The organism is Chitinophaga sp. CF118, assembly GCF_900112615.1.
Classification (GTDB): Bacteria; Bacteroidota; Bacteroidia; order Chitinophagales; family Chitinophagaceae; genus Chitinophaga.
Genome location: NZ_FOMK01000001.1, coordinates 1,337,768 through 1,359,159, shown reverse-complemented (window position 1 = coordinate 1,359,159; position 21,392 = coordinate 1,337,768). Strand labels below are relative to the sequence as shown.

The following is a 21,392-nucleotide window of genomic DNA, read 5'->3' as shown; positions in this document are numbered from 1 at the left end:
GTCATCAGGTATATGAAAGCTATTATGTTTCCCGGGCAGGGATCACAGTATAAAGGAATGGGTAAGGAGTTATTTAAATTATTCAGCAGGGAAACGGAGCAGGCTTCCGCTTTGTTAGGATATGATCTGGAAGAACTTTGTGTAAAAGACCCGGAACGTAAGCTGGGTAATACCGCTTATACACAGCCTGCATTATTTGTGGTGAATGCTTTGCAATATTATAATCAGCATCGTAATAATGATGCAGCTTACCTGGCAGGACATAGTCTGGGAGAGTATAATGCGCTTTTAGCAGCAGGTGCATTTGATTTTGAAACAGGCCTTAAGCTGGTGCAGAAAAGAGGCGCACTGATGGCTGCCGCATCGGGAGGAGGTATGGCTGCTATTCTGGGATGTACTGTAGAAACCCTGAAGAAAATGTTATCGGATGGTGGATACACCGGCATTGACGTAGCGAATTATAATACACCCACACAAGTGGTGATCTCTGGTCAGCAAGCCGATATTAATAAAGTGGTAAAGGATTTTGATAGCCGTGGGATTAAGATTATTCCGTTATTTGTAAGTGCCCCTTTTCACTCCAGGTATATGGAATCTGCTGCTGCAGAATTTGCCGTTTTCCTGAAAGATTTTGCATTTTCTCCTTTACAGCTTCCGGTAATCTCAAACGTAACGGCAAGGCCATACGAAAATGATCAGATAGCATCCTTGCTGAGTGTACAGATCTCAAGTGCCGTTCAATGGACAGATACGATACGTTTTCTGATGGGAAAAGGTGTAACCGCTTATGATGAAACCGGGAGTGTGATTCTTACTAAAATGGTAAATGAGATTGCAGGTAGTTGTACCCCTATTGTTGAAGAAAAGGCTGCACCTGTGAATGATAATACTGTACCGCTGGCAATGCGCCTGGGTAATAAAATGTTCCGGGAAGATTATGGTATAAAATATACTTATCTCGCGGGCGCGATGTATAGAGGAATTGCTTCCAGCCAGCTGGTGATCCGCATGGGAAATGCCGGCATGATGTCCTTTCTGGGTACAGGAGGATTGTCTCTTTCAGAGATAGAAAAGAATATCCGGGAAATTCAGGCACAGTTGAAAAACGGTCAGCCATATGGAATGAATATGCTTCATAATCTGAATGATCCTTCTTTTGAATTGAAAACGATTCAACTGTTCATGGAGTATGGAATCAAAAATATAGAGGCATCGGCATTTATGCAGATTACAGTTGCGTTGGTGCTGTTCCGGCTGAAAGGGTTGAGAAAAGGAATCAATGGTGAAGTGATCTGTGATCATAAGATACTCGCCAAAATTTCAAGACCGGAAGTAGCGGAAGTATTTATGCGTCCTGCGCCGGAAAAACTGGTGAAGAGATTACTGGATGATGGACAAATTACAGAAGAACAGTCTGTGCTTGCCCGGCTTGTGCCTGTTAGTCATGATATCTGTGTGGAGGCTGATTCCGGTGGACATACAGATGGTGGAATTGCACTGGTGTTGTTACCTGCCATTCAACAGCTGAGAAAAGAAATTGAAAAAGAATATAGTTATAAGATCAGGGTTGGTTTGGCAGGAGGAATTGGTACACCACAGGCAGCCGCCTGTGCTTATGTAATGGGGGCAGATTTTATTCTTTCCGGTTCTATCAATCAGTGCACGGTAGAAGCAGGTACAAGTGATGCTGTAAAAGATATACTGCAGGATATGAATGTGCAGGATACTGATTATGCACCTGCGGGTGATATGTTTGAGATTGGAGCAAAGATTCAGGTGTTGAAGAAAGGAGTATTGTTTCCTGTGAGAGCCAATAAATTATATGCCCTTTATAATCAGTATAATTCTTTAGAAGAAATTCCTGAAAAAGTTATTCAGCAACTGGAAAAGAATTATTTCAAAAGGAGCCTTGCCGAGATATGGGAGGAAACGAAAAAGTATTATAACAGTAAAGGTGAAAATGCTGAGATTATCAAAGCGGAACAGCAGGGAAGAATTAAGATGGCATTGGTTTTCCGTTGGTACTTTGGTTATAGCGGCAGGCTTGCGTTTGATGGTAATATAGAAAATAAAGTGGATTTTCAGGTGCATACCGGTCCTGCATTAGGCGCTTTTAACCAATGGGTTAAAGGGACTGCCCTGGAAAACTGGCGCAACCGTCATGTGGATGAAATTGGTATAAAGATGATGGAAGATACTGCACAATTATTAAAAGGAATGCTTGCTATTATTAACGCGTAAAAAATAGAACCATATGAAAGAACAAATTGTAAAACTGATTGTCGGAAACCTGGTAGAAATTATTCCGGAACTATCAGAAGGATCCGTTTCACTGGATGAAACTTTTGTAGACATGGGAGCAAATTCTATCGACCGTGCAGAATTGATCATGCTCACGCTGGAGCGGCTGGATCTTGAAGTTTCCCGCATTGAATTTGTAAGTGCACAGACCGTTAATGAACTGGCAGATCTGATTATTCAAAAGCAGCAGCGATGAAAGAAGGTAATGAGGTGCAGGTAACCGGCATGGGGGTGATTACGCCCGTTGGTATAGGAGTGAGCCGTTATACAGATGCTTTAAGGGAAGGAACAACCAGTTTCTCAATAGCCACATTTGAACAGGGCAACCGTTTATTCAGATTTCCTGTGGCGAAAGGAATGGAGAATTTTTCACTTGATGAACTCAATCTTGATAAAACACTGATTGATAAAGCAAAGGGTCTGCGGCATATTTCCGGGAGTGCATCTGCAGGAGTGTATTGTGCGCTGGAAGCGTGGGCAGATGCAGGTTTGGCGGATGCAGGCATCAGCCCGGACAGAATAGCTATTGTATCGGCGGGCAGTAATACGCAACAGGCTTCACTGGAAGTGGTACGGGATAAATGCAGAGAGAAATTGCAATTCATGAATCCGAATTATGGATTCAATTTCTTTGATACAGACTGCATGAGTGCTATCTCTGCTATACTAAAGATCTCCGGAGAAGGTCATGCTATCAGTGCCGCCTCTGCCAGTGGTAATATGGGTATTATTCAGGGCTGCCGGCTGATTGGCAGTGGAGAATATGATATCGTATTAGTTGTAGCCCCCTTCATGGAATTATCCATTTATGAATGGCAGGGATTTACCGCATTAGGTGCAATGGCCGTTATAAATGAGGGGCAGTTTCCCGAACAGATTTGCCGGCCATTTGACACCGGGCATGCCGGTTTTGTATATGGACAATCTGCCGGTTGTCTGATACTTGAATCTGCCCGGCATGCAGCTGACAGACAAAGAAAGGCTTATGGAACCATTGCCGGTTATGGCGCAAATCTGGATGCCAGCAGAGGACCAGAACCTGCTGCTGCCGGAGAGGAAAAGGCAATGAAAGCTGCATTGAAATCTGCCGGACTTACAGCTGCTCAGATTGATTATGTAAATACACATGGTACCGCTTCTCTGGCAGGGGATAAAGCGGAAGTAGCGGCCTTACTGGCTGTAGGATTGGAAGGCGTAAGCGCCAACAGTACCAAATCTTTAATTGGACATGCTTTGTCTGCTGCCGGGCTGGTGGAGGCTATCAGCTGCCTTATCCAGATGAAGGAAGGTTTTTTGCATGTAAATAATAACCTTACAAATCCGATTTCCTCTCAGATTAATTGGGTAAGAGAAAAGGCTGTTTCTGCAGATATCAGTTATGCTGTTAATAACAGCTTTGGTTTCGGAGGTATAAATACATCCATTATTATTAAGAGATAAAATAAAAGTTATGAAAGCTGGAATAGAGGCTATGAATATTTATTGCGGATCTGCAGCATTGAATGTTGTTGAACTGGCGAAGGTAAGGAATTTAAATATCGACAGGTTTGAGAACCTGCTGATGGTAGAAAAAACGGTGCCTATGCCTTATGAGGACCCTATATCCAATGGTGTAAATGCTGCAAAGCCAATTATTGATAAACTTTCACAGGAAGAGAGAGATCGTATCGATATGGTGATCACCTGCACAGAATCAGGGATAGACTTTGGAAAGTCTATGAGTACCTATATCCATCATTATTTAGGATTGAACAGGAATTGCCGTTTAATAGAGATTAAGAATGCCTGCTACTCCGGAACGGCAGGTTTTCAGATGGCGCTCAACTTTATCTATGCCCAGGTTTCTCCGGGAAGAAAAGTATTGGTTATCTGTACAGATATTTCCAGGATGAGTCTTGTAGATGGTTCTATGGAAGCTTCTTTTGCTGAACCCAGCACCGGCTCTGGGGCAGTAGCTATGCTCATCAGTGATTATCCTGTTATTTTCCAGGTTGATAAAGGAGCCAACGGTTATTACGGTTATGAAGTAATGGATACCTGCAGGCCGGTTCCGGATCAGGAAGCCGGAGATGCTGATCTTTCATTATTATCTTATCTGGATTGTTGTGAAAATGCATTCAGGGAATATCAGAAAAGAGTAGAAGGAGCTGACTATGTTTCTACTTTCGAATACCTTGCTTTTCACACTCCATTTGGAGGAATGGTAAAAGGAGCACATCGCTCCAATATGCGTAAGTTTAAACGGGCTGCTACTGAGCAGATAGAAGCAGACTTTAACAGAAGAGTAAAGCCATCACTGGCTTATTGTCAGCGGGTAGGGAATATCATGGGGGCAACAGCTCATCTTGCATTGGCAAGTACAATTGATAATGGAGATTTTGATAAGCCTAAAAGGGTTGGCTTATTCTCTTATGGCTCCGGCTGTTCTTCAGAATTTTACAGCGGTATTGTTACTGCACAGTCACAGGAAAAACTGCGTGAATCTAATTTAACCAAACATCTGAATGATCGTTACATGTTATCAATGGATGAGTATCATCATACCTTTGAAACGAATGGAGAACAAAAATTCGGAACCAGGGATCTTAAAATAGATTCCTCTCAATTTCCCCGCGCATTCAGTCATGTGGAAGGCAAAGGCCGTCTCATCTTTACTGAGATCAAAAATTATCACAGAATATATAAATGGGTATAATGATGCAGTTAATGGAACAGACATACAGCTGTATTAAAATACGTACCCAGAAAGGGGTATTATATCTTCAAATGTACAGACCCCTAGCTAATAATAGTCTGAATGCCCTGTTGATGCAGGAAATGATGGAGGTATTACAACTGGTAGAAACAGATGAAGAGGTAAAAGTGGTGGTGCTGGAAGGGCTGCCGGATCATTTCTGCACAGGCATGGACTTTAATGCTGCAAGCGAAGGTTCGGCGGAAGCAATTGTAGGGAATGACCCTAATGGCTACTACAATTTACTGAAACATTTTTCCGGTTGCTCTAAAGTCATTATAGCTAAAGTTGAAGGTAAGGTGAATGCTGGAGGAATTGGTTTGGTTGCAGCCAGTGATATAGTGATTGCTGATCCCGGAGTTACTTTTGGATTATCTGAGGCACTATTCGGATTATTACCAGCCTGCGTATTGCCTTTTTTAATAAGGAGGATAGGTTATCAGAAAGCGATGTGGCTCACCCTTACCACGCAGGGAGTAACGGCAGAGAGAGCCTGGCAGATTGGACTGGCAGATGAACTGACTACCAATATAAGTGATAGTGTAAGGAAAAATCTGTTGCGTTTAACACGACTGGATACCGCCACTATTCTGTCGCTTAAACAATATATGTCTGCCCTCTGGATTATCAGTGAAGAAACGCAACAACTGGCTGTTGATAAAATCACTTCCCTGGTAAGCTCTGAGAAGGTGCAGCTAAATATTCAGAACTTCATTAAAAACGAAAAATTTCCATGGGAGAAGTCTTAAGGTTAACAGAGTTGGGAAATGATGTTGTCCAGGTAACAATGGAAGATCGTGAAGCCCGTAATGTATTTTCAATAGAATTAATAGAAGCTTTAATCAAAGTATTCAAACAGATTGATGAACATCCAACTTATAAGGTAGTTGTACTTACCGGTTATGATAATTATTTTTGTTGCGGAGGTTCGCAACGTGAATTATTCCGGATCTGTAAAGGCGAAATAACATTCAATGACCTCAACTTTGCCAGTCTGCCGCTGGATTGTAAGTTACCCGTTGTTGCAGCAATGCAGGGACATGGTATCGGCGGCGGATTTGTATTTGGTTTATATGCAGACTTTCCTATCCTTGGCAAAGAGAATATTTACACCACTAATTTCATGAAATACGGCTTTACGCCGGGCATGGGTGCCACGATGATTGTTCCATTAAAACTGGGAGAAGCCATCGGTAATGAAATGTTATTTTCTGCCAGGAATTTCAGAGGGGCAGAATTGAAAGAACGTGGTATTCCATTAAGAGTAGTACCTAAAGCAGATGTATTGAAGGAAGCTATAGAGCTGGCATTCTGTCTTGCAGAAAAAACAAGATTATCCCTCATGATGCTCAAGGCACATAAAAATGAGACCATCAATTCAATATTGCCCGGAATTATTGAAAAAGAGCTGGCTATGCATCAGATCACTTTCAGACAGCCGGAAGTACCCATGTTGATCGAATCTCTTTTTGGGAAGTAAATCTGCTGATGTGGAAAATAAAATGAAGATAGTATACCTGTTTTCCGGTCAGGGGAGTCACTACCGTGGAATGGGAAGACAGCTTTTTGAGCATAATCCTGTTTTCAGGCAGAGTCTTTTACAAAGTGATCTGTTTGTTCAGCAACAGCTGGGAAGATCTCTGGTGGATGAATTATATAATTTTACAGGTACTCCCTTTGATGATTTGCTTATTACACACCCGGCTATTGTGGCAATAGAGATTGCTATGTATTGTGTGTTAAAAGAGATAGGTATTCAACCTGATTTTGTATCCGGCAATAGCCTGGGAGAGTTTGCCGCAGGAGTAGTCAGCGGAATCTGGTCTGCCGGGATGGCAATAGAAGCGGCAATAGAGCAGGCCAGATCTATAGTCAGAAATGATGTGCAGGGAGGGATGATAGCTGTTATTCATCAACATGATAGCTCATTAAAAATCCTTTATCAGCAGCATGGTCTTTACCTGGCGGCTGATAATTTCCCTGGCCACTTTACATTATCAGGTACTGCCGCCGATCTTGATCGTTTTCAGTTGCTGCTGGAAAAGCAGGATATTAACTATTTACGTTTAGCCGTCAGCTATCCTTTCCATTCACCACTCATAGACAGTGGCCGGAATGGATTTGATTACTATACAGGGGGCATCTCCCTGCTGGCCCCTGAAAAAGGATTTATATCTGGTATAACAGGTAACCCCATGCCTGTCATACCTGATAATTACTTTTGGGAAGTTGTGCGTGCATATTCCAATTTTCCTGTTATGGTCAGGTTTCTTGAAAGTAAACAGCCCTGCCTTTATATTGATCTTGGACCTTCTGGTACTGCCGCTACTTTTATTAAATACAATCTATCCAAAACGTCATCGTCTGTAACCTTACCATTAATGACCCCTTTCGGCCGTGAACTGGATCAGTTGGAGAAACTACAGGAGCTAATACGGAGCTTTGAGAGCAGCTCCAATAGTATTAGCTCCTGCTAATGATTAAAACTTAGCCGCAAACTCCTTTGCAAACGTTTCAAGTTTCGTGTTGCCTAAAGCTGGTTTGTTCAGATCATAGTCTTCCCATAACTTTCCGCTGCGCACAGCAGTACCTGCTTCTACAAATATAAAGTGGAGAGATAGCTGTTTTATACAAAAGTGGATATGTATTATACTAATCTTTTATGCCTTAGACCCTGTTTGCTATAAAAGTTAGTGCATTTGCTATAATTCCGGGAATGGCAGGCCGCCAAAAAAATAGTTTTGTATCCTTATCAGAAGGTATAGACAGGATATAACCGGAGAATAATGGAAGAAATCTTTAGGGCATTACTTGTTATAAACAGCCCTGATGCCCGATGGGAGTAAGAATTGTCAGAAAAAATATAAAAGTTACAATATTACGCAGAGATATCCGTCTTAAAAGAAGATTTACCCATCTTAACATTATGATGATGCCGGCATTACGATTAAGAGAATATTCTTATAAAGAAACAAAGGAAAGAGCTTGTGAAAAACTAACTTTGCCGCGCTTACAGGATCAGGTGTTAAAGCCTTCTTCCAAATTGTCAAGTGGCCAGCAACAGCGTATAGCCATAGCCAACGAATAGATCACATTTACAGGAAGGTGTTACTGTAAGCACAAATAAATTTAGTCTTTAACAAATCAGATATACTATGAATAAACTAATCCTGTTGATAGTGCTATTGCTACCGGGTACGTTCACATTTGCCCAGCAAAAGCATACCATCAGTGGTACTTTGAAAGCCCGTAAGAATGGAGAAAGCCTTATTGGGGCATCTGTCCGGAGTAAAAACACCGGTACCGTTACCAATGAATATGGCTTTTATTCCCTTACCCTACCTAAAGGAGCCCATACTATTGAGATAAGTTCAATGGGCCTGCAAACTGCATCACTAAATATTGTGCTGACCAGGGATACTATCATCAATCTTGCACTCGAAGAGTCTTCCAGTACTCTGAATGAAGTAGTTATTAATGGTACTACTCAGGGGAGAAGTATCAAAGGCACACAGATGGGGATAGAGAAATTAACAACCAAAGAAATGAAGAACATCCCGATGCTGTTGGGCGAAAGGGATGTAATGAAAGCAATACAGCTTTTACCAGGCATTAAATCTGCCGGGGAGGGTAATGCCGGTTTTTTTGTTCGTGGAGGTGCTGCAGATCAGAATCTGATATTGCTGGATGAGGCTCCTGTATATAATGCGTCTCACCTGCTAGGTTTCTTTTCTACTTTTAATTCAGATGCCATCAAGGATGTAACAGTATATAAAGGTGGTATGCCTGCACAATATGGTGGCAGGTTATCCTCTGTACTGGATATTAAAATGAATGATGGTAATGATCAGGACTATAATGTAAGTGGCGGTATTGGTCTGATATCTTCTAAACTGAATGTAGAAGGACCTGTACAAAAAGGTAAATCTTCTTTCCTGATTTCCGGTAGAAGAACTTATGCAGATATGTTTCTGAAGTTATCAAGCGATACTACACTCAATAATAATAAGCTGTATTTCTATGACCTTAATGGTAAAATAAATTATCAGTTGGGAGATCGTGATAAGATTTATCTGTCAGGATATTTCGGTGCTGATAAATTAGGAGTAGGAGATAACTTCGGTTTGAAATGGGGAAATGGAACAGGCACACTGCGTTGGAATCATATCATCAACAGTAAATTATTCTCCAATACATCACTCATCTTCAGTAATTATAGTTATGAGATCAGTATTAAAAATGGAGCCAATGATGTGAAATTATATTCGCAGATAAGGGATTGGAATATCAAAGAAGAAATACAATGGTATGCCAGTGATAAACATAACGTTCGTATTGGATTGAATTCTATCTATCATACCATGCGTCCCGGAGATATTACTTCTTCGGCAGGCTCCAGCTTCAACAGTGAAGACTTTCAGAAAAGATATTCATGGGAGAATGCATTGTACCTATCAGATGTATGGAAAACCACAGAGAAATTTAATGTTTCTTATGGATTGCGTGTAACCGCATTCAGCATATTGGGTGGAGGTGATTTTTATAACCTGGATAAGGATGGTAATGTAAAAGATACTATGCATTACAAGTCCGGTGAATTTGTGAAGACTTACCTCAACCTGGAACCTCGTCTGGCTATGAGTTATCAGTTAAACAGCAGTGCTTCCATAAAAGCATCTTATGTTCGTAATGTGCAGAACCTTCACCTGATCTCTAACTCAACTACTTCCAGTCCTACGGATAAATGGGTAGCCAGTACGAATATCATCAAGCCAGAAATATCTGATCAGGTATCACTGGGTTACTATAAGAACCTGGCGGGTAATAAATATGAACTGACAGTAGAAACGTATTATAAAACCATGCAGCACCAGATAGATTACAGAGATGGTGCCGATGTATTTGTAAATGGATCAATAGAAACACAATTGCTGTTTGGTAAAGGCCGGGCATACGGTGTAGAATGGTTATTGAAGAAAAAGGCAGGTAAACTGACAGGATGGGTTAGTTATACTTTATCCAAAACAGAAAGGAAAATTGACGGTATTAATAGTGGTGCCTGGTACAATGCACGGCAGGACAGAACGCATGACATTGCAATTGTTGCCATGTATCAGCTGAATGAAAAGTGGACATTATCTGCTAACTGGATCTATTACACTGGCGATGCTGTATCCTTCCCAAGTGGAAAGTATACAGTGGGCAACGAAGTATATTATTACTATACACAACGTAATGGTTACCGGATGCCTAATTATCACCGTCTTGATATCGGTGCTACAAAACAATTAAAGGTAAGGAAACACTGGAGTTCAGAACTGGCATTCAGTCTGTATAATGCTTATGGTCGTGAGAATGCTTATACAATCACGTTCCGCACCAATAAAGATGACGCTTCTAAAACAGAAGCTGTGCAGACGGCATTATTCAAATTTATTCCTTCCATTTCCTACAACTTTAAATTCAGATAAGATGAAGCTATTGATAAATATGGCAATACTGCTGGTATTCATTACTTCCTGTGAGAAGGTTATTGATGTAAACCTGGATAGTGTAGCAAAGAAATATGTGATAGAAGGGAATATTACCAATGAACCGGGCACCTGCCAGGTGAAGATTACCCAGACGAAAGATTTTGATGAAGACAATACCTTCCCGGGTGTTAGCGGCGCAACAGTTACTGTGAGCGATAATGGAGGAACACCTGTAGTATTAACCGAAACAAGCACCGGTGTGTATGAAACAACTGCCATCAATGGGACTATCGGGCATACATATACTTTAACTGTAAATATTGGAGACCTCACTTTCACCGCACCTTCTACAATACCTGTACTGGTGCCTATTGACAGCATCTACATAGATGATCAGTCTTTGTTCGGCGATGTCAAAAAAGTAGCTACTTTAATGTATAAAGATCCTGAGGGCAAGGGTAATGGTTATCATTTTATCCAGTACAAAAATGGCGTGCGGGAAAGCACCATATTTGTGAGAAATGATGATTATACAGATGGTAATGAGATTACTACGTCGTTATTGTCATTTAATGATGACGATGATGAGGACGAGAATAAAATAAAAACAGGCGATACCATAAGAGTTGTTATGGAATGTATCGATCCTGCAGGGTATAAATACTGGTCGAGTTTAGAAGCCGCCAGTGGTAATAGTAATAATGCCACACCAGCTAACCCTGTTACTAATATTACAGGTGGCGCATTAGGATATTTCAGCGCACATACGACAGAAGAAAGAACTATCGTAGTACCATAAAGAGCGTTGTAGTTGTAGGTATATAAAAAATGTCCGATCCAATTTATTGGGTCGGGCATTTTTTTTTAGTTGAAGTGTTATAAAATGAGGGTTATTATCTTTTTGCTGATAATAACCCTCATTTCTTAGAATATTACCTCACGGTAAGTCTTATTGGCGGGAATATCTTCTGCCATTGTCTGGATTTTAGCCCCTTTAGAGACCACATGCTCTTTTGTAGCGGTATAGGTCCAGTCTTTACCATTCCGGCCTAATATGGCATTCCCTTCCTCTAGCAAGGTGCCTTCGGCAGTATAGATGGTCACAACTACCTGGTACACCCTCAACTTATCAATAGCCCGGACAATGATTTTGTCACCTGGATTCCCGATGTATTGATCAGTAGTGATGTTTGTTATCTCAGGTGGCTCATATGCATCCATCAATGCCATATTATAAGCTGTTTGCCTGGGGCCTGCTACAGAAGCGTAAAATGCTTCCAGATCGGGATCCAGAAGTAACTGTTTCGCAATATAGGATGCATCTTTAAAAACATCCTGTGTTTCCAGCTGCTTCTCTGAAGACCTCTTTGTTTTCTTTTTTTGCTTTTTAGATACGATTGTAGCTCCTGCTACTTGTCTTACTGTTATCTGGTTACCAATAGTTCCAGATAAGTGGCTGAGTATTAAATTGTTATTTCCAATAGCCATGGTTCTTTGAGAGTTTGGTTAAAAATAGAGATATCTATTACAATTTACTAAAAATCCATTGAAAATAAAGGGGTTGCGGGTATTTCTTATAAGGTGCGACCTACATTCCTATAAGCTACTTATATGGTTCCTATAAGCTAAGCATATAGGAACCTAGGTAGAACCTTATAGGAATGGGCTTAGCAGGATATAAGCATATAGGATTTTTGGACCAGATTGGCTCTCCCATGGCTCTTGATCTGTAAACCAGGATCCGGATTATCTAACCCTTGGGTTGTCTATTTTAGTTTGATAATGAGAAGGGGGGAAACATGATTATTTTAATTCCATTAGTTCTTCCACCAGTTGCCACACTGTTGTACAAGGATTATGATTGGCATAATCCTGTCTATTCTCAAAATTACCGGCCAGACGTTTTGCATTACGAATTGCATTTTCCAAACTCCCATGTTCTTTGAGCAGGTCATACATCACTTTACTGTTCTTTTGATATTTATAATCATCGCCAACGAACGGTCTTAAGTTATCCTCAATCAATCCCTGGTAATCTTTTCTGCTCATGTTATGATTATAATAATGAAAATGCAGTAGATACCATAACTCAAATGCTTCATTGCTCCATGCACAACCTATTGCTGGTTTCGAATTTTGACAGCGTAACACCGCATTATTAAAATCACTTGCTGAGAAACTGTCTCTGTCAAAAACAGTCCATAGTCTGTCAACGGGCCTGTTATATTCCTTTTCATATAATTGCTTTAAGCGAAGTGCTTCATCTACCAGTGACTGTGTATTTCTGCCCGTTCCTTCAATATCTTCTGGCAATGAGTAAGTACACCTTTTGGTAAATCATCCTTTAAACCCTCAAAATAATTAGGTTCAGTTTTCGCTCCTTCACAAACAATGAGGTAATATTTCCTTTTGCTTCTTACATCTTTTTTTCTTTTCTGTTCCTCTCTTTCAAAACGTTTTAAGCGTTCATTGGGGATTTTTATTTTTCTTGCCATTCCGTTATAATATTTGAAAGATTGCCAATAAACGGAATAGCACCATAACGACCTTCAATATAATCTTTTTCAAAAGAGCGGTCCTTGCGAATGGTTTTGCCTTCCTCTTTATATTCTACCAGGGAATATATTTCAGAAGCACCGTATTGATTTTTTTCAATAAAATAAATCTGATCTCTGCGATAATTGCCATAGCATAACAGATTGGTATCATGTGTAGCAAAAATCAATTGGGCATTGTTGCGGTTGAACTCACTGGAATTAAAAAGCCTTGTGATAGCCAGCGTAAGCAAGGGATGGAGACTTGCATCTAATTCATCCACTACAAGTGCACCTCCATCATTTAAAACATCGAACACCGGGCCTGAAATATTAAATAATTTATTTGTACCTGAAGATTCCTGGCTTCTCATGTCAAATTCTATATTCCCAACTACTTTATTTTTTGCATCATACTTTTTATGGATGGTTTTAATGTCTATTCTGAAAGAACCTTCCAAATCGGTGATTAATTGTTTAAGCAGTCCTTCAGGCAAGTCGCCTGGCAATTCTTTTGAGTCAAAGGGATTCTTCGAAATGGTAATATTATCAAATCCCATATCCAGCTTTCTATAAAAGTCAAGTAAGAGATTTTGCGTTTTCTTATTTTCCAGCATAGCAAATGTTACCGCTTTATATCCCTCGTGGCTTAGACCGGAAATAGTGATAAAATTGTTAAACCATTTCATAATCCGCTTGGCAATTTTCCCGTTAAACTGGTCAACTACAGCAAGAAATAATGCATTTTCTCTTGTCCGTTCTTCCAAATCTTTTCCTTCAGGATATGCCTTTACCATTACCTCAATCCCATCTTTTTCGCGAATAAATAATGGCTTTTCCGTTTGCTTTTGAGTTTCAAAAAGCCATTCAGCATGTACATTATGATCGTCTACTTCAAATCCATAACGATACTTTATATTATCAATAAGAAATATGATTTCAAATGAGGATGGTGCTTTCTCTGTTTCGGTACTTAATAGAAATGGAGTAATATCCAACTCATCTGCAGATGATTGGTCAAATGATTGCAACACCATACGTTTCATTGTGGACATTGCTTTTATAAAATTGCTTTTACCACTTGCGTTTGCCCCATATATTACAGCGCCTTTAAGAAGGTTTTGACGTTCAGAAGAAAAGATATTACTGTCCACGTGTTCTTTAATTGATGTAGCAGCAAGGCTTAAAGTAGTTTTAGCCTTGAAAGATAAATAGTTGCTAACTGAGAACTCTAGTAACATAATATGTCTGTTTTGAGATATTTTCTCAAATATACTAAAAAACACTGAAAATGCCATAAAATGAGATAATCTCTCATTTTATGGCAAAAAAAGCCACCTGCGGAATGCAGATGGCTCTAATTATGTATGCTTTTTGTTTAATTTATCTCACATGCAGATCGGCTGCGCCGCCAAATTCCGTTGAAACTTCCCCCATAGCAGCAGTCCCCTGGTTGTTCTGTCCTGTATATACTTTTACGAAATCTGCCGTTTTGAGGGTTACTTTATTTCCGTTTGCATCTACTGCCCAGTCTATATCAAAAGAGTTGTAATGATTAGCCTGGTAATTATCTTTTGCGGAGTAGTTGTCGCTATAGCCCCAGGCAAATCCGGAATTTATATAAATGCCACCGTTATTTGTGAATGTGCTTCTTAACAAAGTTCCTGTAAAGGTGATAGAATCCTGGTTTGAAGCAAAGGAAGGATAATAAGAATGTTGATGAGATGCATTAACTAACACAACTCCTGTATTGCCCTTGTTATCTTTCCATGTTACATCGGCAGTTGCCCTGGGATTGTAATAAGTGATGCTGTAGTTTTTAAGCGTAGTGGTACTGTCGTACTGACTGCCGGCCAGTTCATACCAATTATCATCAGGCAGCCCATTGCCATTTGTATCCTGACTCACCATAACAATGCCCGGTTCGGACCATTCATAAGCACCATTAACCGCATTGCCATAAATAGCAATATCATAACCTTCGCTGTTAGCAATGGAATGATCAAAGCCGAATACAATATATCCGCCATATCCTCCCAGGGATACCAGATTATTTTTATTACCAATCAACAATTGAGCAGCTGCCGGAGTACCAGCACCTTCTTCATTCACGAACTGGCCCGGAGCCGGAAGGTAATCAAATACTTTACTGATATATTTATTACCGGATGATGACGGGCTGTCTTTTTTGCAGGCACTGAGTGTAATCAGCCCCAATGCAATTAATATAATCTGTTTCATTATAACCTTATCTTATCAAGAGATATCAAAAATAGGAAATACCCTGCGAATCAATCGCTTTTCCGTAATTTGGACAAATAGAAAGGTGAAATACCAGGATAACCCTGTAGCCCGATAGAGTTCCACGTAAGCCGTAATCCTGGTTTAAAGACACAACCTCCTTAATCTCCTTATATGAACTAATTGTTAAGAGCAAGGGGAGAGGGGGCCGGCGAACGTATACCCTATTAGACAATGCAATTCAGACTTCATCAGCAATCCTTAACAATTAAATTACATGAAGGAAATGTACAATTTACTAAGACCCTTTTGTTGTACCACAACTAAAGCGGCTTTCACCTGGCTTTTTGTGATGCTCTTAGCTGTAGCATCGTTTGCCCAACAAAAAGAAGGCAATACCATTAAAGGGATCGTTACCGACGAAAGCAATGCTCCATTGCCCGGTGTAACCGTTACCGTAAAAGGTACTACTACAGGTACTGTTACCAATGCCAATGGTGCGTATTCAATTGTGGTGAATAGTCCTGATGCGATTCTCTCTTTTACACTTATGGGCGAAGTTCCAAAAGAGGTGAAAGCCGGTACTCAGAATGTAATCAATGTAACAATGGTTACTGATACCAAACAGTTAAAGGATGTTGTTGTAATAGGATATGGTACATCCAGCAAAAAAGATGTGACCGGTTCTATTACCACTATTAAATCAGAAGAGTTTAACCAGGGTGTACTGACCTCTCCTGCTGAACTCTTACAGGGTAAGGTTGCTGGTTTGAATGTAACCAAAAGTGGTGACCCGAATTCAGCTCCTGCTGTTATATTGAGAGGACCTTCTACCATCCGTACTACCGGTGGTGCAATGGAGCCATTTTATGTGATAGATGGTGTGCCTGGTGCTTCTATAGATCTGCTGGCGCCTGCTGATATTGAAAGTATAGATGTACTGAAAGATGCCTCTGCTACCGCTATCTACGGTGCGCGTGCTGCGAATGGTGTAATCATCGTTACTACCCGGAGGGCAAAACCCGGACAGGCAAGACTTTCCTACAGTGCTTATGGTGCCGTAGAAAATGTGTCTAAAAGTATCGATATGCTGAGTGGCGATGAACTGCGCGCTTACCTCAAGAAAAACGGACAAACCTTAATCCCCGTTCTGAATGATGATGGTTCAAATACTGACTGGCAAAAGCTGACCGAAAGAAAAGGTTATTCCCATAATCACAACGTTTCTTATGGCGGCGCAACTGCTACTACCGATTATGGTGCCAGTGCTAACTATCTGAAGAACGACGGTATCCTGAAGAATACCTCATTGGAACGTACTATCCTGAGAGGATATATTAATCAGCGTTTCTTTAACAATCGGTTGAAATTGGGTCTTACTATCACGAACAGTCATACGAAAAGCGATGATATTTCGCAAACGAATGTATTATCTAACAGACTGTTTTATCTGCCAACCGTAGCTCCTTTTAATGCAGATGGTTCTTATAAAGAGTTTTATGCGAGAACTGGTAGTGGTACTTTAAATCCACTGTCTCTCGTTGATAATAACAAGCTGGTAACGGACGATAGTAAGTCGATGGTGAACGGTATAGCACAGGTAGATATCATCAAAGGATTGAAATATACTTTATCAGTTTCTACACAGCGCGATCAGAATAATTTTAACAGCTATTACAATAGTAAATCCGGTCTGGCAGTGAACTTTAACGGACTGGCAACAAGAAAATCCTATCTGAATACAAGCAGTGTACTGGAATCTTATTTCAACTACGACAGGGTGTTCGGATTGCATAGCATGAAATTACTGGCAGGTTATACTTATCAGCAGGATAAATCAAATGATGGATTTGGTATTACTACCCAGAATTTCTCAAATGATGCATTAGGATATAACAACCTGTATTTATCAAACCCGGCTAATACTTCACAGATAGCTTTTGATAACAATCCTATTTCTACATTAAGACTGATTTCTTACTACGGTCGTATTCAGTATTCTTATAACGAAAAATATCTGTTCCAGGCTTCATTGAGAAATGATGGTTCTTCTGCATTTGGTGTAAATAACCGTTGGGGATATTTCCCTGCTATTTCTGCAGGATGGAATATCAGTAGTGAAAAGTTCATGGAGAAAATTAAGGCTATCAGCGTATTGAAATTAAGAGCGGGTTATGGTGTTTCCGGTAACAGCGCAGGTTTTAATGCGTTCTCTTCCCTGCTCATCTATGGCTCTGCGGCTACTAATTCCAAGTTCTTATACAATGGTAATATCACCAATGCAATCGGTCCCGTGCGTAACGAGAATCCTGATCTGAAATGGGAAAGTACTGCAACTACCAACATCGGTATTGACTTCGGTATTTTCAAAGACAGGATAAGTGGTTCGGTAGATTACTACATCAAGAAAACATCCGATCTGATTTATGATCAGTATCCTGTTTCTACAACACAGTATTTTGTACCAACCTATACTGCAAACGTAGGTAGTATCAAAAACAGTGGTATTGAAATTGTACTGAGCGGTACGCCTGTTAGAACAAAATCTTTTACCTGGAGAACATCTGTTAACGCAGCACATAATAAAAACGTAATTGAGAATTTATCTAACGATAAGTTTAAGATTAATTATATCCAGACAGCACAACTGGGTGGTAAAGGACAGAGTTTCCTTTATAGCCAGATCGTTCAGCCGGGTTACGCTTTAGGTACTTTCAACTTATGGCATTACCTGGGTAAAAATGCAAATGGTGTAAGTACTTATGAGAAGGCAGATGGTACTACTACAGCTGTTCAACCATTATCTACAGATACAAGAATTAACGGTAATGCGCAGCCTACACTGATTTACGGATGGACGAACAACTTCTACTATAAGAACTTTGATCTGAGTTTCCTGGTACGCGGTGTTATGGGTAACAAGATTCTGAATGCTACACTGGCAGGATTGAATAACCCGGTAGATTCAAAGATTCAGAATATTCCCCACTTTACGGAAGGTGAATCTTACAATGATATCAACGCATACTTTATCTCCGACCGTTTCTTAGAGAGCGGTTCTTATCTGCGTATGGATAATGCTACCCTTGGATATACTATCAAGCCACATACACAGAATATCAAGAGCCTTCGTTTTTATGTATCAGGTAATAACCTTTTCGTAATCACCAAATACCGCGGTATTGATCCGGAAATAAATATGGGTGGTTTAACACCAGGGATTGATAATAAAGATTTCTATCCTAAAACACGCACGTTCATTATTGGTGTGAATGCCTCATTTTAATTAAGTTAAAGATTGCAACCATGAGAAAAATATATTTAATAGCCTTGACCGTATTGGTTACTGTTAGTGCCTGCCGGAAACTGGATGTGTCTGTAGACTCCCAGTATGTAAACGGTAACTTCCCCAATACAACGCTGGATTATGCGGCGTTACTGGGAACGATGTATTCCAATCTTGCTTCCAACTATGCCATCAACTACTGGCGTATGCAGGAGCTTTCTACAGATGAAGCTATCATCCCTGGAAGAGATGGTAACTTTGATGATGGTGGTCAGTACCGTCAAATGCATTATCATACCTGGACTATCGATCATCCTTATGTGACTGGTATCTGGCAGTGGGGCTTTGGTGGTATTAATAATTGTAACCGCCTGATCAGCGTATTAAGAGCTTCATCACTCGATTCAGTTTCTAAAGCAGCAGATATTGCAGAAGTGAGAGGAATGCGCGCTTTATATTACTTCTTTATGATGGATACTTATGGTAACGTTCCTCTGATCACTACTTTCCCTGTAGATGAATTGCCAGGTACACAGCCAAGGAAAAAAGTATTTGAATATATTGAATCAGAATTGCTGGATCTTATAAAGCTGTTACCTGCCAAATCTGATAATGCAGCTACAAATGTGCTGCAGTATGGTCATCCTACCAAAGGAATGGCTTTTGCATTGCTCGCTAAAATGTACCTGAATGCAGAAGTATATACAGGCGTATCACGTTATCCTGAAGTTGTAGCCATGGCTGATAGTGTGCAAACGAATCGTAACTATTCCCTGAATACCAACTACCGTGATATCTTCTTACCGAATAATGGTCCAGCGATCACAGAAACGATCTTTGCTGTTCCTTACGATCAGCAGATTGCCGGTAATCAGTTTACCCGTTTTGGTTTTTACTATTACCTGGCGCAGGCTTATGGATTTAATGTGGGTTTAAGTATTGCGATGAGTACTACTCCGGAATTCTATGACCGCTTTAATCTTGCCGGTGATGCAAGAACAAGAACATGGTTGGTAGGTCCACAGTTTTATCCGGATGGAGCTGGTGGCTTTACCAGTCAGCCGGTATATTATCCTAACAGTACAACACAGATAACTATCACAAAAGCACTGATTCTGGTACCACCTAAACCAATGGACTTAGGTAATACCCAGGCAAGTCAGGCATCCGGTGTACGTTCTATCAAATATTATCCTGATGCGCAGATCATCCAGTTAACTCGTTTGAATGGAAACGATGTGCCTGTATTCCGTTTAGCAGATGTAATGCTGATGAAAGCAGAAGCTATTATGCGTGGCGCTGCTGCTACCACTGTGAATGGTGCAGTACAGACTCCCGAATACCTGGTGAATTTATTGCGTACACGTGCTGGTGCTCCTACTGTAACTAATCTCACACTGGATACATTATTAGATGAACGTGCCCGTGAATTTTCATGGGAAGGATGGAGAAGGAATGACCTGATCCGCTTTGGTAAATTTGAAGTGGAATACCCGCTGCCAAATGATGTGCTGAGCATGAACAAAGATATCAGAAGAAGAATCTATCCTATACCTATTACTGAAATCAGACTGAATGGTAACCTTATCCAGAATCCTGGATATGACCAGTAACTGATAGTGATGAATGATTTAGTTTTAAGAATTGATAATGTCCTGGGCTCACCAGCACAGGATATTATCAATTCTTTTTGATTTAGGGCTAAAGTGTTAATCAGAGAGAATCGTAACAAACTTTAAAATTTATCCAATGAAAGTATTATTAGGTTTGACACTGATGGTTGTTACACCCGTTTTGGACAAAGGTGTACCAGATAATGTGCACATCAACAAAATACAGGTAATAGGTTCGCACAACAGCTATAAGAAGGCTATCGATCCTGCTTTATTCAGCATGTTCAGTAAAAGGGATTCTGTTTCTGCCAGCAAGATCGACTATGAACATATCTCATTAACAGAACAACTGGAAACGGGATTATTAAATCTGGAGATCGATGTATATGCAGATGAAAAGGGTGGAAAATATGCACATCCCAAAGGATTACAATGGGCTCCTGGTCAGCCGCCATTCGATCCGGAAGGCGTGATGAACGAGCCTGGATTTAAAGTATTACATGTGCCTGATCTGGATTTTCGCAGTGATTGTTTAACACTCAGACGTTGTTTGCATGAACTGAAAGCATGGTCTGAAAAACATCCCGGTCATCCTCCTGTATTTATTACAATGGAACCTAAAGATGGAGATGCACCCAATCATGAAATGACAGTACCAGAGAAATTCACCGCTGCAACTTTTGATCTGCTGGATAGTACAATCAGGGAAGATCTGGGAGTAGCACAGTTGCTCACACCAGATATGGTAAGAGGGAAATATAATACATTGGAAGATGCTGTACTGCACGACAACTGGCCTACGCTTTCAAAAGCAAAAGGTAAATTCCTGATCGTGCTGGACGACAATAAAAACAAAAGAGATCTTTATATAGCCGGTCATCCTTCTTTAAAAGGACGTGTATTGTTTGCCAATGCAGATCCCGGTACACCCGAAGCTGCTATGATGATCAGAAATAATCCGCGGTTTCAGGAAATAAAAACCCTGGTAGAAAAAGGATACATTATCCGCACCCGTGCAGATTCTGATACCAAAGAAGCCCGTGAAAATGACAGGTCCGGTTTTATCGCTGCCTGTAATTCCGGTGCACAAATCATTACAACAGATTATTACAGGAAGAGTACGCATTTCAAATCAGATTATGTGATCAGCTTTGATGGTGATAGTAAATATTTCAGATTAGATCCTGTATTCAGTAAATAAATCAGCAT

The 21,392-nt window shown here is 40.4% G+C and carries 18 protein-coding genes; 13 read left to right on the top strand and 5 right to left on the bottom strand.

The genetic code is table 11. The features are described 5' to 3' along the window. Nucleotides 1-12: 12 nt before the first annotated feature. From fabD to BM176_RS05265, 10 genes are all read left to right on the top strand, one after another. Nucleotides 13-2,241, top strand: a complete 2,229-nt coding sequence (gene fabD / locus BM176_RS05310; RefSeq protein WP_090100323.1) for an ACP S-malonyltransferase — start codon at nt 13-15, stop codon at nt 2,239-2,241. Between the two features lie 13 nt (nt 2,242-2,254). After that, nucleotides 2,255-2,497 carry a phosphopantetheine-binding protein gene (locus BM176_RS05305; protein ID WP_090100321.1) on the top strand — a complete coding sequence of 81 codons (243 nt, stop codon included), beginning with the start codon at nt 2,255-2,257 and terminating at the stop codon, nt 2,495-2,497. Beyond that, nucleotides 2,494-3,741, top strand: coding sequence for a beta-ketoacyl synthase N-terminal-like domain-containing protein (locus BM176_RS05300; RefSeq protein ID WP_090100319.1), 1,248 nt, complete (start codon nt 2,494-2,496; stop codon nt 3,739-3,741). Before BM176_RS05305 ends, BM176_RS05300 begins: the two co-directional genes overlap by 4 nt. A 10-nt stretch (nt 3,742-3,751) precedes the next feature. Next, nucleotides 3,752-4,996 carry a hydroxymethylglutaryl-CoA synthase family protein gene (locus tag BM176_RS05295; RefSeq protein WP_090100317.1) on the top strand — a complete coding sequence of 415 codons (1,245 nt, stop codon included), beginning with the start codon at nt 3,752-3,754 and terminating at the stop codon, nt 4,994-4,996. A 71-nt stretch (nt 4,997-5,067) separates the two neighbouring features. Continuing rightward, nucleotides 5,068-5,784 (top strand): enoyl-CoA hydratase/isomerase, encoded by a 717-nt coding sequence (locus BM176_RS05290; RefSeq protein ID WP_255373440.1) that lies wholly within the window; start codon nt 5,068-5,070, stop codon nt 5,782-5,784. Then, complete coding sequence (locus BM176_RS05285) at nt 5,769-6,515, top strand: polyketide synthase (protein ID WP_090100314.1); 747 nt, start codon at nt 5,769-5,771, stop codon at nt 6,513-6,515. The genes BM176_RS05290 and BM176_RS05285 overlap by 16 nt, the downstream gene beginning before the upstream one ends. A 10-nt stretch (nt 6,516-6,525) precedes the next feature. Beyond that, entirely contained in the window at nt 6,526-7,512 is a 987-nt protein-coding gene (locus BM176_RS05280) for an acyltransferase domain-containing protein (protein ID WP_143097717.1), read from the top strand. A gap of 359 nt (nt 7,513-7,871) precedes the next feature. Next, nucleotides 7,872-8,123, top strand: a complete 252-nt coding sequence (locus BM176_RS05275; RefSeq protein WP_090100310.1) for a P-loop NTPase family protein — start codon at nt 7,872-7,874, stop codon at nt 8,121-8,123. 67 nt (nt 8,124-8,190) lie between these two features. After that, a complete protein-coding gene (locus tag BM176_RS05270; protein WP_090100308.1) occupies nt 8,191-10,506 on the top strand; it encodes a TonB-dependent receptor in 2,316 nt (771 codons plus the stop codon). Nucleotide 10,507: 1 nt separating this feature from the next. Next, entirely contained in the window at nt 10,508-11,308 is an 801-nt protein-coding gene (locus tag BM176_RS05265; protein WP_255373439.1) for a DUF4249 domain-containing protein, read from the top strand. 125 nt (nt 11,309-11,433) lie between these two features. Here the strand turns inward: BM176_RS05265 and BM176_RS05260 are convergent, their stop codons facing one another. The 5 genes from BM176_RS05260 to BM176_RS05245 all read right to left on the bottom strand — a co-directional run bounded on the left by BM176_RS05260 (nt 11,434) and on the right by BM176_RS05245 (nt 15,284). Continuing rightward, nucleotides 11,434-11,997 (bottom strand): hypothetical protein, encoded by a 564-nt coding sequence (locus BM176_RS05260; protein WP_090100306.1) that lies wholly within the window; start codon nt 11,995-11,997, stop codon nt 11,434-11,436. 315 nt (nt 11,998-12,312) lie between these two features. Continuing rightward, a complete protein-coding gene (locus tag BM176_RS05255) occupies nt 12,313-12,822 on the bottom strand; it encodes an RloB family protein (protein ID WP_090100304.1) in 510 nt (169 codons plus the stop codon). Beyond that, nucleotides 12,774-13,004: an RloB domain-containing protein gene (locus tag BM176_RS32110; protein ID WP_143097716.1), complete on the bottom strand. Its 231-nt coding sequence runs from the start codon at nt 13,002-13,004 to the stop codon at nt 12,774-12,776. Before BM176_RS32110 ends, BM176_RS05255 begins: the two co-directional genes overlap by 49 nt. Further along, the gene (locus tag BM176_RS05250; RefSeq protein ID WP_218162150.1) at nt 12,989-14,341 is read right to left on the bottom strand and encodes an AAA family ATPase; all 1,353 of its coding nucleotides are present in this window, start codon (nt 14,339-14,341) and stop codon (nt 12,989-12,991) included. Before BM176_RS05250 ends, BM176_RS32110 begins: the two co-directional genes overlap by 16 nt. 85 nt (nt 14,342-14,426) lie before the next feature. Next, nucleotides 14,427-15,284 (bottom strand): PKD domain-containing protein, encoded by an 858-nt coding sequence (locus BM176_RS05245; RefSeq protein WP_090100302.1) that lies wholly within the window; start codon nt 15,282-15,284, stop codon nt 14,427-14,429. A gap of 286 nt (nt 15,285-15,570) precedes the next feature. Here BM176_RS05245 and BM176_RS05240 point away from each other — a divergent pair, with 286 nt between their 5' ends. The 3 genes from BM176_RS05240 (at nt 15,571) to BM176_RS05230 (ending at nt 21,384) form a co-directional block, all read left to right on the top strand. Then, entirely contained in the window at nt 15,571-18,570 is a 3,000-nt protein-coding gene (locus BM176_RS05240; RefSeq protein WP_218162149.1) for a SusC/RagA family TonB-linked outer membrane protein, read from the top strand. Nucleotides 18,571-18,590: 20 nt separating this feature from the next. Next, nucleotides 18,591-20,183, top strand: coding sequence for a RagB/SusD family nutrient uptake outer membrane protein (locus BM176_RS05235; RefSeq protein ID WP_177230302.1), 1,593 nt, complete (start codon nt 18,591-18,593; stop codon nt 20,181-20,183). A 136-nt stretch (nt 20,184-20,319) separates the two neighbouring features. Further along, nucleotides 20,320-21,384, top strand: a complete 1,065-nt coding sequence (locus BM176_RS05230; protein WP_090100298.1) for a phosphatidylinositol-specific phospholipase C1-like protein — start codon at nt 20,320-20,322, stop codon at nt 21,382-21,384. Nucleotides 21,385-21,392: the final 8 nt, after the last annotated feature.